This window comes from Afipia sp. MLSD5-FHT05B12, from assembly GCF_058793355.1.
Window position 1 is genome coordinate 39,863 of record NZ_JBXAFS010000006.1, and the last position, 12,882, is coordinate 52,744.

Annotated in this window: 13 protein-coding genes; all 13 read left to right on the forward strand. The window is 52.7% G+C overall.

Going from position 1 to position 12,882, the window contains the following annotated elements:
* Positions 1-297: 297 nt before the first annotated feature.
* The 13 genes from AC1Q6J_RS10415 to AC1Q6J_RS10475 all read left to right on the forward strand — a co-directional run bounded on the left by AC1Q6J_RS10415 (position 298) and on the right by AC1Q6J_RS10475 (position 12,827).
* Entirely contained in the window at positions 298-1,293 is a 996-nt protein-coding gene (locus AC1Q6J_RS10415) for a glycosyltransferase family 2 protein (protein ID WP_492279255.1), read from the forward strand.
* 4 nt (positions 1,294-1,297) lie between these two features.
* On the forward strand, positions 1,298-2,161 hold the full coding sequence (locus AC1Q6J_RS10420) for a GNAT family N-acetyltransferase (RefSeq protein ID WP_492279256.1): 864 nt from the start codon (positions 1,298-1,300) through the stop codon (positions 2,159-2,161).
* The gene (locus AC1Q6J_RS10425; protein WP_492279257.1) at positions 2,151-2,939 is read left to right on the forward strand and encodes a PIG-L family deacetylase; all 789 of its coding nucleotides are present in this window, start codon (positions 2,151-2,153) and stop codon (positions 2,937-2,939) included. Before AC1Q6J_RS10420 ends, AC1Q6J_RS10425 begins: the two co-directional genes overlap by 11 nt.
* Before the next feature lie 38 nt (positions 2,940-2,977).
* On the forward strand, positions 2,978-3,937 hold the full coding sequence (locus tag AC1Q6J_RS10430; protein WP_492279258.1) for a class I SAM-dependent methyltransferase: 960 nt from the start codon (positions 2,978-2,980) through the stop codon (positions 3,935-3,937).
* Between the two features lie 211 nt (positions 3,938-4,148).
* Positions 4,149-4,712 carry a dTDP-4-dehydrorhamnose 3,5-epimerase gene (gene rfbC, locus AC1Q6J_RS10435; protein ID WP_492279259.1) on the forward strand — a complete coding sequence of 188 codons (564 nt, stop codon included), beginning with the start codon at positions 4,149-4,151 and terminating at the stop codon, positions 4,710-4,712.
* A 9-nt stretch (positions 4,713-4,721) separates the two neighbouring features.
* Positions 4,722-5,774, forward strand: a complete 1,053-nt coding sequence (gene rfbB / locus AC1Q6J_RS10440) for a dTDP-glucose 4,6-dehydratase (RefSeq protein WP_492279260.1) — start codon at positions 4,722-4,724, stop codon at positions 5,772-5,774.
* Positions 5,775-5,779: 5 nt separating this feature from the next.
* Complete coding sequence (gene rfbD, locus AC1Q6J_RS10445; protein WP_492279261.1) at positions 5,780-6,691, forward strand: dTDP-4-dehydrorhamnose reductase; 912 nt, start codon at positions 5,780-5,782, stop codon at positions 6,689-6,691.
* Positions 6,688-7,596 (forward strand): glucose-1-phosphate thymidylyltransferase RfbA, encoded by a 909-nt coding sequence (gene rfbA / locus AC1Q6J_RS10450; protein WP_492279262.1) that lies wholly within the window; start codon positions 6,688-6,690, stop codon positions 7,594-7,596. Before rfbD ends, rfbA begins: the two co-directional genes overlap by 4 nt.
* Positions 7,597-7,714: 118 nt before the next feature.
* Positions 7,715-7,969, forward strand: a complete 255-nt coding sequence (locus AC1Q6J_RS10455; RefSeq protein WP_492279263.1) for a hypothetical protein — start codon at positions 7,715-7,717, stop codon at positions 7,967-7,969.
* Positions 7,966-9,204: a glycosyltransferase family 2 protein gene (locus tag AC1Q6J_RS10460; RefSeq protein WP_492279264.1), complete on the forward strand. Its 1,239-nt coding sequence runs from the start codon at positions 7,966-7,968 to the stop codon at positions 9,202-9,204. The genes AC1Q6J_RS10455 and AC1Q6J_RS10460 overlap by 4 nt, the downstream gene beginning before the upstream one ends.
* Positions 9,205-9,408: 204 nt before the next feature.
* The gene (gene gmd, locus AC1Q6J_RS10465) at positions 9,409-10,500 is read left to right on the forward strand and encodes a GDP-mannose 4,6-dehydratase (RefSeq protein ID WP_492279437.1); all 1,092 of its coding nucleotides are present in this window, start codon (positions 9,409-9,411) and stop codon (positions 10,498-10,500) included.
* A 174-nt stretch (positions 10,501-10,674) separates the two neighbouring features.
* Positions 10,675-11,694, forward strand: coding sequence for a GDP-mannose 4,6-dehydratase (locus AC1Q6J_RS10470; protein WP_492279265.1), 1,020 nt, complete (start codon positions 10,675-10,677; stop codon positions 11,692-11,694).
* On the forward strand, positions 11,694-12,827 hold the full coding sequence (locus AC1Q6J_RS10475; RefSeq protein WP_492279266.1) for a glycosyltransferase: 1,134 nt from the start codon (positions 11,694-11,696) through the stop codon (positions 12,825-12,827). Before AC1Q6J_RS10470 ends, AC1Q6J_RS10475 begins: the two co-directional genes overlap by 1 nt.
* Positions 12,828-12,882 lie beyond the last annotated feature (55 nt).

Consider the following 12,882-nt stretch of genomic DNA (forward strand, 5'->3'; position numbering starts at 1 on the left):
CCCTGGTGTCGGCGAGCCACTTTCCATTAGAGACGTGGCGAGTGATGTTAAGTACATCTTTTCGGTGCGGTCATATCCTGTCGCGTTTTCCACAAAATCGCTATTTACCTCTCCTGGAGGTACATTCCACGAGATCGAAATCGGAGAGAGATAGAAGGGTCATTTTTTGCAAGTTGCAATGGGCATTTAGCCACGCTCTAAGATGTGCCAAGTAATGCCAGCGCTGAAGATTTACCGAAATTTATGATCCTATTAGAGAAACGGCATCGCCGGCTCGTATTCGTGAAGGTTCTGGAGATGAATACAGTAGTGATCCCGTCGTTCCGGGCCTCTAACTCAATACTCGCGGTTATCGATCGCATAGGGCCCGAAGTTGGGCTTATTGTTGTGGTTGACGATTGCTGCCCTGATTGTACGGGCGAGTTTGTAAAGACAGCGTGTAATGATCCTCGCGTTATTGTGGTTAGGCACTCAACCAATCTTGGGGTGGGTGGTGCGTTTCTGACGGGATTAAAAATTGCGATAGAGAGGGGCAGCGAGATCGTCGTCAAATTGGATGCTGATGGTCAGATGGATCCAGCTCTAATTCCGGGGCTTATTTGGCCAATCAGAAACGGCGTAGCCGATTATGTTAAGGGCAATCGATTTTTCTTTTTGTCTAATGCGGAATCAATGCCGGCCTTGCGGCTGTTCGGTAATTTGTGCCTGTCGTTTTTCGCAAAAATTTCCAGCGGATACTGGAACATTATGGATCCAACTAACGGCTTCTTTGCTATTCATTTCGAAATCGCAAAATTGCTCAGACATGATAAGATTGCGCATCGGTTCTTTTTTGAGTCCGATCTTTTGTATCACCTTGGTCTTTTGAGCGCAAAGGTGATCGATTTTCCGATGAAGGCAGTTTACGGCGGGGAAAGAAGTAATCTCTCTGTTACGAAAGTTATCTGGCCCTTTTTTATCGGCAATCTAAAGAATGTTGGTAAGAGGATTGTTTATAGATACTTTTTGAGAGATTTTTCCGTAGCTTCGATAGAGCTACTTGCCGGTGCGTTCCTCTTCTCGTTTGGGTTTATTTTTGGATTCTATCACTGGGCTACAGCCGCAATGGCTGGAGAGTTTACGGCCACAGGCACAATCATGGTGTCGGTTGTATCGCTCTTGATCGGTTTTCAATTGATACTTGCATTTTTGAATTATGATATAAACTCCGTTCCTCGCCAACCGCTTTATCCGTTGTTACGTTTGGAAACGATCCCGCCTATTGCCGAGGAAAAGAGCAATAAGGAAAATTGAATACATGGAGTTTAGAGCAGCCACGATTGATCCGCGCAGGATAGCGCAATACGTTGCTCTGTTTCGTGAATGTTTTCCGCGAGCGGCTCACTACAGTGAAGAGTTTCTTCGCTGGCAATATGTTGAGAATCCCGTTGGGTTGGTTTGCGGAACGGACGCCATCGAGCATGATCGTGTTGTTGCGCACTATGCTTGTGTACCCGCAACCCTGCGAGTCCATGGCCGTGCAAATGTGCGGGCACTTCTTTCGCTCAATACGGCAACGCATCCGGATTATCAGGGGAGGGGGCTCTTCACAAAACTTGCGATGGCAACTTATGACCGTGCAGCGTCACAGGGGTGTGAGGTCGTTTATGGTGTTGCAAACGCAAATAGCATTGCGGGTTTTTCTCGCAAGCTCGGATTTCAGAACGTTAGAGGACTGAATGCGCGAATTGGTATAGGCGATTTCTTGCGCATCAATTGGGCAAAGGCCAAAGAACATGTTCAATTCGAAAGAGTGTGGACTAGCGAAGATCTCGCTTGGCGCCAGCGTAGTCCCTCGAACCCCTTAGTAAGTTTTAGCTGTGGCAGAAATTCATTATCTGTCGTCGGCAAGACGAGTTACCCCTTAATCAGCGTACGGGCGACATTGTTGGATGAGGGAATGAGCAGCGATGCAGGTCAATCTCGTAAAATGCAGTCCCCGATATGTTTATCCTTAGGGCTAGAGCCTGCTGGTACAGCTAGATATGGCATATCCGCTTCCATTCCGGATCGGCTTAAGCCTTCTCCTCTGCGTCTCATATATCGCAACCTTCAGAATTCGTCTGATCGTATCGATCCTGCTTCGATTCTGTTCACCTTCCTGGATTTTGATGCTTATTGAATCGCCGATCACACTTTTCCTTTTCGCTCATCAGGACGATGAGATGGGCGTCTTTGGTGAAATCGATCGAGTCGTTAACTCCGGGGGGAGGGCCGTTTGTGTTTATCTTACAGATGGGAGTGCGCGTGGTGTCAAACCGGAAGTTAGAAATACGGAATCCAAAACGGTTTTATGCAAGCTCGGCGTGCGGATTGACGATATGTATTTTATCGGAACGAACGAAGCCATTCCCGATGGCCATCTGATCGCACACCTTGACCGTGCCAAAGTCGCCGTAGACACAGTTCTTGAAAATTTGAGTGGCGTCCAAAGAATTGTAATGCACGCTTGGGAAGGAGGGCACCAAGACCACGATGCTGTCCATCTTCTCGGCTTAGCAGTTGCAAAAAAAGAAGGACTTCTCGACAGGAGCTATCAATTTACACTTTATCGACAGAGACGTGCCTCTATCTTACCATTTGCTCTGTTTCAACCGCTGGTGACGAATGGACCTGTCGAGCAGATTGAGATTCCATGGCGACGGCTTTTTTGTTATTTGCATCTCCTGACTTATTATCGAAGTCAGAAGAGGACGATGTTTGGTTTAAGCCCCTTCGTTGTGCTGCATTACATTGCGCACGGTACGCAGTTGCTTCAGCCGGTTGATGCCATGCGTGTCGACAGCCCCCCCCATCACGGTCGATTGCTTTATGAAAAGCGCGGAGGTCCTAATTATAAAGCATTTCAAGAGCAGACTGAGGAATTTAGAGCAAGCAAGATCCGGGATAGTTCCGTGTGATGTAGTCGGCGATAATTCGCTAAATCAGTCATAACCACATGGCTTCAATCGACGGAGTAATTGCGACGAGTTTCGAGGGCGCTTATGCGCCAAAGATTTCCGCGATCGTTTCAGAGGGGAGTTGCATGAATGATGGTCAGCGCTTTTGCGAGGTGTGCAATGGAAGAATCTACCGATTGCGCCATGATTGGCTCTTCCGGTGCGCCACTTGTGCTTGTCTTTCGTCTACGCTGGAGCCAAACATCAAAGCAGAAGCATTAACGACCTCAATTGATGAAGATGCGCGGAAACTGGGTCTTGATCCGATTCGTCAGCAGAATAATGCTCGGATACTTGATGGCTTGTCGCGGCTTGGCGTCAAAGGTGGCACTTTGCTAGATGTCGGGTGCGGGCACGGCCAAATGCTGGAAGATGCTATAGGTCGAGGGTTTCACGCGATTGGAATAGAGCCAGACGGGAATGTTGTTGAAAGAGCGCGAGGTCGAACCGGCGCTGAAGTCCGGCAGGGATTTTTCCCTGGTCAGACCAAACTCGGCGAAACATTCGATGTCATTGTATTTAACGATGTTCTTGAGCACATCCCTGGCGCAAGAGGCGTAATTGAGGCAAGCGCCCACCTGCTTGCGCCAGATGGCATCCTCGTTTTGAATTGTCCGAGTCAGCGGGGCATCTTCTACAGGATTGCAAACTTGCTTGATCGCATGGGCATACACGAACCGTTTGGCCGGTTATGGCAAAAAGATCTTCCATCTCCGCACGTTTGGTATTTCAGCCCAGACCATTTACAAAAACTAGGTCAGTTGGCCAATCTAAGAACGCTTCTTGTCGAAACCTTGCTACCCATAGCTAGATTAGGCTTGAGGGAGCGCATCTTTCATGTCTCGGGACAATCCTTGATATTCAACTACTTGACCTATGCGATGGTTTGGGTTGCATATCCAGCACTCAACCTTTGCCCACGAGATATTGGAGTGGTTTTCTTGGGCAAAAGAGAATGAAAAAAAACGAGTCGACAGTTTTTACCTGCTAGTTGTTGACTAGCGCGGCAGTTCAAGTCGATCTGGATTGGGTCGACGAAAGTGAACACAGAATTGTTGTGTTGTGTGGATTCGCTAGACCTCATCCATCATGATTTGCGCTGGAGCTTAAGCTCGCCAAGATGCCTCCCCCCACACTATTCTTGACTAGCAACAATTGAGCACGGTGCGAATGCAGATTCAGAAATTGGATATTCCCGACGCCCTGCTTGTGACATCAGACAAGCACGGTGATGTCAGAGGCTTTTTCTCGGAAACATATCGCGCCGATATCTTGCGCTCGTTTGGGATCGACGCCTTTTTTGTACAAGATAACCATGTCTATTCCGCTCAGAGGGGTGTGCTGCGCGGATTGCATTTTCAGCTTCCGCCCCACGCCCAAGGCAAGTTGGTTCGGTGCGCGCGCGGCTCCATTTTGGATGTCGGTGTCGACATTCGAATCGGGTCACCCACCTTTGGGCGTCACGTCGCCGTCGAATTGTCGGCGGCGAACTGGCGGCAATTGTGGGTGCCGCCGGGCTTTGCTCATGGTTACGTCACGCTCGAACCGGACTGTGAGGTCGTTTATAAGGTCACGGACTATTATTCTCCTGAATGCGATTCTGGTATTGCGTGGGATGATCCCGGCCTTGGGATCGACTGGCGGTTATCGGCAGCCGAGATTATTCTGTCTGGCAAGGACCGTCGGCAGCCGCTTCTCGCAGATGCCAAGCCAGCATTTTTTTGGCAGACCTAGGAACTAGAAATGCGGATAATCGTAACAGGCGGAGCTGGCTTCATAGGATCGGCGGTCTGTCGTCATTTCATTCTCGATCTGCGCCATGAGGTCGTTGTTGTCGACAAGCTGACGTATGCGGGAAACATGGCCTCGCTTGCGCCGATCGCTTCAAACTCCAGATTCTCATTCGAGAAGCATGACATTTGCAGTTCGCAGGCCATGGGCGGGATCTTCGCGAAATACCGCCCGGACGCCGTTATTCATCTGGCTGCCGAAAGCCATGTCGATCGCTCCATTTCCGGTTCGGATATTTTCGTGAAAACCAACGTTAACGGAACGTTCACGCTGCTTGAAGCCGCCCGCTACTATCTTGCTTCAGTGGATAAGGCGCGCGCCCGGGACTTTCGTTTCATTCACGTATCCACAGACGAGGTTTATGGATCGCTCGATAGCGATGGATATTTTACGGAACTCACTCCGTATGATCCGAGCTCGCCCTATTCGGCAACGAAGGCCGCGTCCGATCATCTTGCCAAGGCGTGGCATCGGACCTACGGGTTACCGGTTATCATTTCAAACTGTTCTAACAATTACGGTCCATATCATTTCCCTGAGAAACTCATTCCGCTTGTGATATTGAATGCGCTCGATCGAAAGACCTTGCCGATCTATGGCGACGGCTCAAATGTCCGCGATTGGCTCCACGTGGAAGATCACGCCCGCGCTTTGGGAGTGATACTGGCGCGCGGCCGTCCCGGTGAAAATTACAACATTGGTGGCCGTAATGAGCGGCAGAATATCGAGGTTGTCCGTCAGATTTGCTCTTGGATGGACCGTTTGCGTCCTGCCGAAACCTCACATCATGATTTGATTCAATTTGTGCCGGACCGTCCGGGGCATGACCAGCGATATGCAATCGATGCAACGAAGTTGGAAACCGAACTCGGATGGCGCGCGCAGGAAACATTTGAAACTGGCATCGAGAAAACAGTGCTGTGGTATCTCGACCGGGCCGATTGGTGGAAGTCGCTGCGCGAGAAGGTTTATAGCGGCGAACGGCTTGGTCTCTTGAAAGCGTAGCTCAGATGCGTCTTTTCGTAATGGGTTCCGAAGGGCAAGTTGCGCGTTCGTTGCGCGAGGCCGCTGCGAAGCGTCTAGACGTTGTTCTTGAATGCGGAAGGAGACCAGCGGTTGATCTCTTGCGTCCAGAGACAATCTATACTGCGCTTTCGGAATTTCGCCCTGACATCGTGATCAACCCCGCCGCCTACACAGCCGTCGACAGGGCGGAATCTGAATTAGATCTGGCGTTTGAGCTCAACGAGGGCGGAGCGGGCGCAGTGGCAGCCGCTGCTGCCGAGTCCGGTGTACCCGTCATTCACCTGTCGACGGATTATGTCTTCGACGGGAAAAAAGAGGCGCCCTATATCGAGGCTGATCCGGTGAATCCGCAAAGCGTCTATGGACGCTCGAAGCTTGGCGGAGAACGACTGGTTGCGAGTAAGAACCCGCGGCACATCATTCTGCGTACCGCCTGGGTCTATGCTCCGTTTGGCAACAATTTTGTCCGCACCGTGCTGCGACTTGCCGGCGAGCGGGGCAGGCTAAGTGTTGTCGATGATCAGATTGGATGCCCGACCCACGCGCCGGATATCGCGGACGCAATCCTCGCGGTTGCAAACTTAGTGCATAAATCTGGATGGCGGGATGAATTTGCCGGCGTGACCCATCTGGCTGGCCCTGATGCGGTGACGTGGTGTGGCTTCGCACGCGAGATTGTAAGAGCATCAGCGGAGCGTGGTGGCCAGGCGGTCCCGGTTGACTCGATCAGCACCTCCGATTATCCCACGCTCGCCGCAAGACCAGCCAATTCGCGTCTTTTGACAGCGCGACTGTTAACGACATTCGGTGTTCGGCTGCCGCCTCTGGAGCATTCGCTGGGAAGTTGCTTAGACCGGCTTATGGCGTCGCGGCAACAGGAGCGGGGCATATCTTGAAAGGCATTGTTTTAGCGGGTGGAAGCGGTACGCGTCTTTATCCGATGACGCTTGTTATATCGAAGCAGCTTTTGCCGGTTTATGACAAACCGATGATCTATTACCCATTCACGACGTTGATGCTAGCGGGCATTCGCGAGATCCTGCTCATTTCAACACCGCAGGATTTGCCCCTCTTCCAAGCGCTGCTCGGCGATGGCAATCAATGGGGTCTCGAGATTTCTTACGCCCTGCAGCCTCGTCCGGAGGGGCTCGCGCAAGCGTTTACGATCGGTGCCAAATTCATTGAAGGGGAACGCTCGGCGCTGATCCTCGGGGACAACATTTTCTTCGGCCACGGTCTGCCGGATCTGCTTGCAAATGCCGTCGCCCGTCCGCACGGCGCGACGGTGTTTGCCCATCATGTCACCGATCCCGAACGATACGGCGTGGTTGCTTTCGACGACGAAGGAAATGCGACTTCTATCGAAGAGAAGCCGTCGATGCCGAAATCCAATTTTGCCGTCACAGGACTTTATTTTTACGATCAGCAGGTGACCAGTTTCGCCGCCGATATTCGGCCGTCGGCCCGTGGAGAACTGGAAATTACAGATTTGAACCGGATGTATCTGGAGCGCGGCCAGCTCGCCGTCGAGGGTATGGGACGCGGGTTCACCTGGCTTGACACTGGGACGCCCGATGGACTTCGCGATGCTGCCGATTTTGTCGCTACCCTCGAACGACGGCAGGGATTTCGCATTTGTTGTCCCGAAGAGATCGCGTTCAATCAAGGATACATCGATCGCAACCAGTTGGAGAAACTCGGCATTGCGCTTGGAAAGAGCGGCTACGGTCAATACATTCGCAACCTAGCCGCAGAACCCGCAAGCAGCAAGCCGTTCACTGTACACCATCCGCGGCCCTGAAGTGTTTACTGTCTGACCAAGGCATCACCGCAATAGGCGCCGTTGATTATCGCCAGACGCTATATGCTGACGCTATGCGTTTTGTGCGGTAGAAGGTATCATTATTCGCGATAGGTTGTTGCGTAAGCCGCCTGTCTGGCAGCACCAAGTCCGGGATCGTATGGAAGGCAGTTCATCTCAGCTGAACGAATTGAAGCTGCAGGTCACAGAGCTCCGGGCGAAGCTCAACCTGATGCTGGCGAAGGATAGTCATGCCGATGCGGAGCGTAAACGTCTGCAAGATGAGATAGCGTTGCTGCGCTCCTCAACGAGCTGGCGATTGACGGCCCCACTGAGGGCGATCGGTGGCTGGATCGGAAAAAATTTTTCGTGATTGACGCACACACAGTCGTTGCGGCTAATCCAGGTGTTGAATCCCTGAAGATCTCCGTGATCATTCTGAACTGGAACGGATGCGCGTTGACTGTGAATTGCATCGACAGCGTGATTCAAAACGAAGCGGCCATCCCTTACGAGATTATCGTTGTCGACAATGGCAGTTCCGAATCGGATTGGGAACTGCTCAGAAGTAAAATTCCGCCATCGGTCAGGCTAATTTCGCTCAACGAGAATCTGTATTTTGGCGAGGCTAACAACATTGGGGCCGAGGCGGCCCACGGCGAGTATATTTTACTCCTGAACAACGATGTCGTTCTCACAAGGGGCACCTTCGCAAAACTTCTTCGGGTCTTTGATGACGAATTCTTTCCGGGTGCGGCAGGGCCCAGATTGCTTTATCCCGATGGTCGTGTGCAAGAGGCTGGCGCGTTCATTCTCCCGTCCGGATGGCCGTTGCGGCAGGGCAATGGCGGCGTTCTGATCGACAATCGGTTCGAGCAGGGCAATCATGTCGTAGATTACTGTTCCGCAGCCTGTCTGTTGCTCAGAAAGGATGTCTTTCTGAGCATCGGTGGTTTCGATCCGTTGTTCGACCCTGCTTATTTTGAGGATGTCGATCTCGCGCTGCGGCTCCGCTCCATCGGCCTTTACACCTACTTTTGCGCCGACGCTGATGCGTATCATCATGAAAACAGCACATCGTCGAAAGTCTGGTCGTCCCCCGAACTGAATAATGTCGTGGCGGCGAACCATCATAAATTCCTCGGTCGGTGGCAGAGGTATCTTGATACTCGTCAGACTTCCGAAGTGTCGTTGCCGGCTTTTGAGCCGCTTGTTGAGAAGCCTGAGGAACGGGACGACCTCGAAATCCGTAAACGCATCCTTCTATGCTCATCGACGTCGATGAGAATGTCTGCGGAGTGCGAAGAGCTTCTACAGATTGCAGAAACGCTTGCCCGCAAATACGACGTCACGTTCGCCTCACCCGAGGCGTGCAGCAGAGCCAGAATTTATTCGTTGTGCCGTAGTTTGGGCCTTCGTTTGCCGAATTTCCGGATCATCAAATTTTCGACAGCCGCTTTCGGCGATTACGATCACGTCGTTTTTGGTGACGGCTGGACAAATCTTCCCGGCAAACCGGCACACGCCCTGCTTGCGAGCGAGGTGTCATCGGACTTTCTTGATGCGCTAGCATCTGGCCAGTGTCGAAATAACGGTCCGCTGGACTAACCCCTTCACGATACAGGATTATTCAGGGTGAGTAAATAATTCGATGATACTGTTGCGCGACCTTGATGTCCTTCCAGCCGCACGATAACCGTAATGGATGGGGCAAGCGGATGATGCCGGTGCGGATGCCCGATGAATTCGCAAGCTGAATACTTCAACCGACCGCACTCTTGGCCCAGTAGCTCTTTGAGAGAATCCGTAAGAATGTTGCAAAAAGTTGCGCTAATAACCGGGGTTACTGGCCAGGACGGGGCATACCTTGCGGAATTGCTGTTATCCAAAGGTTATTCGGTCCATGGGATCAAGCGGCGCACGTCGCTCTTCAACACTGATCGTATCGATCATCTTTATCATGACCCGCATGACAAGGGTTATGACCTGACGCTCCATCACGGCGACCTGACCGATTCCTCGAGCCTCATCCGCATCGTTCAGGAAGTTCAGCCGGACGAGATCTACAATCTCGCGGCACAGAGCCATGTCGCGGTGTCCTTCGAGGAGCCGGAGTATACGGCGAACTCCGACGCGCTTGGTCCGCTTCGTATTCTAGAAGCGATCCGCATTCTCGGACTCGAGAAGAAAACCCGGTTTTATCAAGCTTCGACCTCGGAACTGTACGGGCTTGTTCAGGAAGTGCCTCAGAAAGAGACCACGCCTTTCTATCCTCGCTCGCCTTATGCTGTTGCGAAGCTGTATGCGTACTGGATTACCGTGAACTATCGCGAGGCCTACGGGCTGTTTGCGTGCAATGGCATTCTGTTCAATCATGAATCGCCAATTCGCGGCGAGACATTCGTCACGCGAAAGATCACGCGAGCGCTCGCTCGTATCAAACTTGGCCTTCAGGAGAAAGTTTATCTAGGGAATCTGAACGCGCTTCGCGACTGGGGACATGCACGCGACTATGTGGAGATGCAGTGGTTGATGTTGCAGCAAGACGCACCCGAGGATTACGTCATAGCAACCGGCGAACAACACTCGGTTCGCGAGTTTCTCCAGGTCGCGGCGAAGGAAGTCGATATTGCCATTCGCTGGGAAGGAGAGGGCGTCGATGAAAAAGGATACGATGCTGCCACCGGACGGTGTATCGTCGAAGTCGATCCGCGCTACTTCCGGCCCGCCGAGGTTGAGACGCTGTTGGGAGATCCGGCGAAGGCATACCGTAAACTTGGATGGTCGCCGAAGACATCTTTTGTCGAACTCGTTACTGAGATGATGAGAGAAGATATGAAGGTTGCTCAGCGAGACGAGCTCGTGAAGCAGCATGGTTTCAAACATTTCAATTACAACGAATAAGTAAGAGATACATCGCCAGCCGCTCCTGCCCAGGCGGGCCGATCTCAAAGAGATTTCAGGCCGATCTCAAAGAAGATTTTCTTACGTTTGGAAGAGAATTTTCTGATGTCTGATTGAGATCGCTGCCGCTATATTGGTCCGGAATATGGGGATGCCGTGAAAAGAACAATACTGGTGACCGGAGCCTCCGGCCAAGACGGCTATTACCTTATCGATTTACTCCGCAAGCAGGGGTGTATCGTACACGCTCAGTCACGCCGCCAGACCCATCCCCATCATGACGGTGCGCACTGGTATGTCGGCGACCCCACCGATGGCGATTTTCTCGATTCGCTGATTGCAGGCGTGATGCCTGACGAGATTTACAACCTTGCCGCGGTCTCTCGGCCAGTCCTGAGCTGGGGATTGCCGCGGGAGACGGCTGAAGTAAATGCATTTCTGCCGCAGCAAATTTGCGAGCTGCTGCTCAGGTACAAACCAGGCTGCCGGTTATTCCAGGCTTCGTCGTCCGAGATTTTTGGAGACAGTGCCGACCGTATCCAGAATGAGCAGACATCGTGCGTCCCGAAATCTCCATACGGTACTGCGAAGCTTTATGCCCATCGCATCGTCGGCGCGTACCGGACGCAATACGGCCTTCACGCCTCGACGGGGATTCTGTTCAACCACGAAAGCCCACAACGTCCACTTTCATTCGTGTCGCAGAAAATTGCCTATGCGGCGGCCGCGGTCTCGATTGGTCTGACCGAGACATCGGAGACGGATGAGCGAGGTCAGCCAATACTGCGCGATGGAAAAATCGCCCTGGGTGATCTGAGCGTGCGGCGCGATTTTGGTTTTGCGGGTGACTATGTGGAGGCGATGCAATTGATCGTCCAGCATCATACCGCGGATGACTACGTCATAGGCACCGGGGAAGATCACTCGATCGAGGAATTTTGCAACGAGGCGTTCGGTCTGGTCGGCCGCAAATGGACAGACCATGTCGGCGTCGATCCGGGTTTGCTTCGAAAAGTCGATAGTCACTATACGCGCGCCAATACGGCCAAGATTCGCTCCGTGCTGAATTGGCGGCCAAAGGTCAATTTTCGTGAGCTGGTTTCCATAATGGTTAGAGCACAGATCGATTTCATTCAGAATAACGCACCACAGAGCGGGGAACCTAGTAAGGGCCGCCGCAGCGTTGAATGTTGATGCGGGTTCTGCACGCCTACAAGGTTTATCTGCCGGGCATTTATGGCGGCATTCCCTCCGTCATAGCGATGCTGGCGAAACTTTCGCGATCTGGATTTGCGACAGAGGTCCTTGTCGCGCGCGAACGCGGCTTCGCGCGCAAGTATAATTTCGAAGGAGTGAACGTCGAGGCGGTCGCATCCATCGGGACGGCCATGTCGACCCCGTTAGCTCCGGCTTACCCATTCAGGTTCGTCAAACGGGCAAAGGCCTTCGATATTGTCGTTCATCATGCTCCCTTTCCGTTGACGGATCTGGGTGTTCCGCTGATGTCGAAAGATCCGGCTCTGATCGTGCATTGGCATGCGGAAGTGATCGGTCGTCTCCGCCTGATGCGATTGTTGGCTCCGTTCATCCGGCACTCACTGAAGCGCGCGGATACGATTGTGGTTTCCGATCAGGCCATCGTCGAGAAGTCTCCTTTTCTGAAGGATTTTGCCGACAAATGCGTCGTTGTTCCTTATGGATGCGACGTGACGTACTGGGGCGAATTAAGTTCAGCGCAGCGAGAGGCCGCCGATAGCTTGCAGAAGCAACATCCGAGGCTTGTGGTCGCGGTCGGCAGGCTGGTCAGTTACAAGGGTTATGAGGTCTTTCTGCGCGCAATGCAGGACGTCGATGCTTATGCGGTCATCATTGGTGAAGGTCAGCTCAAGGCCGATCTCAACAGGCTTGCGGCGGAACTCGGCATCGTCGATCGGGTGAAGTTTGTGGGCGTCCTGGAGCCACACGAAGTCAAGCAGTACATTCATGCCGCCAAGGTGCTGGCATTTCCATCAGTGACGGAAGCTGAAGCTTTCGGGATCGTTCAGCTGGAAGCGATGTCCGCCGGCAAGCCGGTTGTGAATACAGATCTTGCGACAGCGGTGCCAAACGTGGCGCGCGACGGCAAGGAGGGGTTGACCGTTCCGCCGGGCCAGCCGGTCGAATTCGCTGAGGCGCTGCGCCGGCTGTTGGATCAGCCCGACTTCGCCGCCAGGCTTGGCGCGGCCGGGAAAGAGCGTGCCTATGCCGAATTCAGCCAGCCGCTGTTTTTATCTCGCATGCAAGACGTCTATAAAGAGGCCGTTCAACGGCGCCGGTCGACTCGGTAAGCGATGGCTGCTGACGTGCTACAGGGACAAGTGAGTATCCGATGTTGATGGCTGG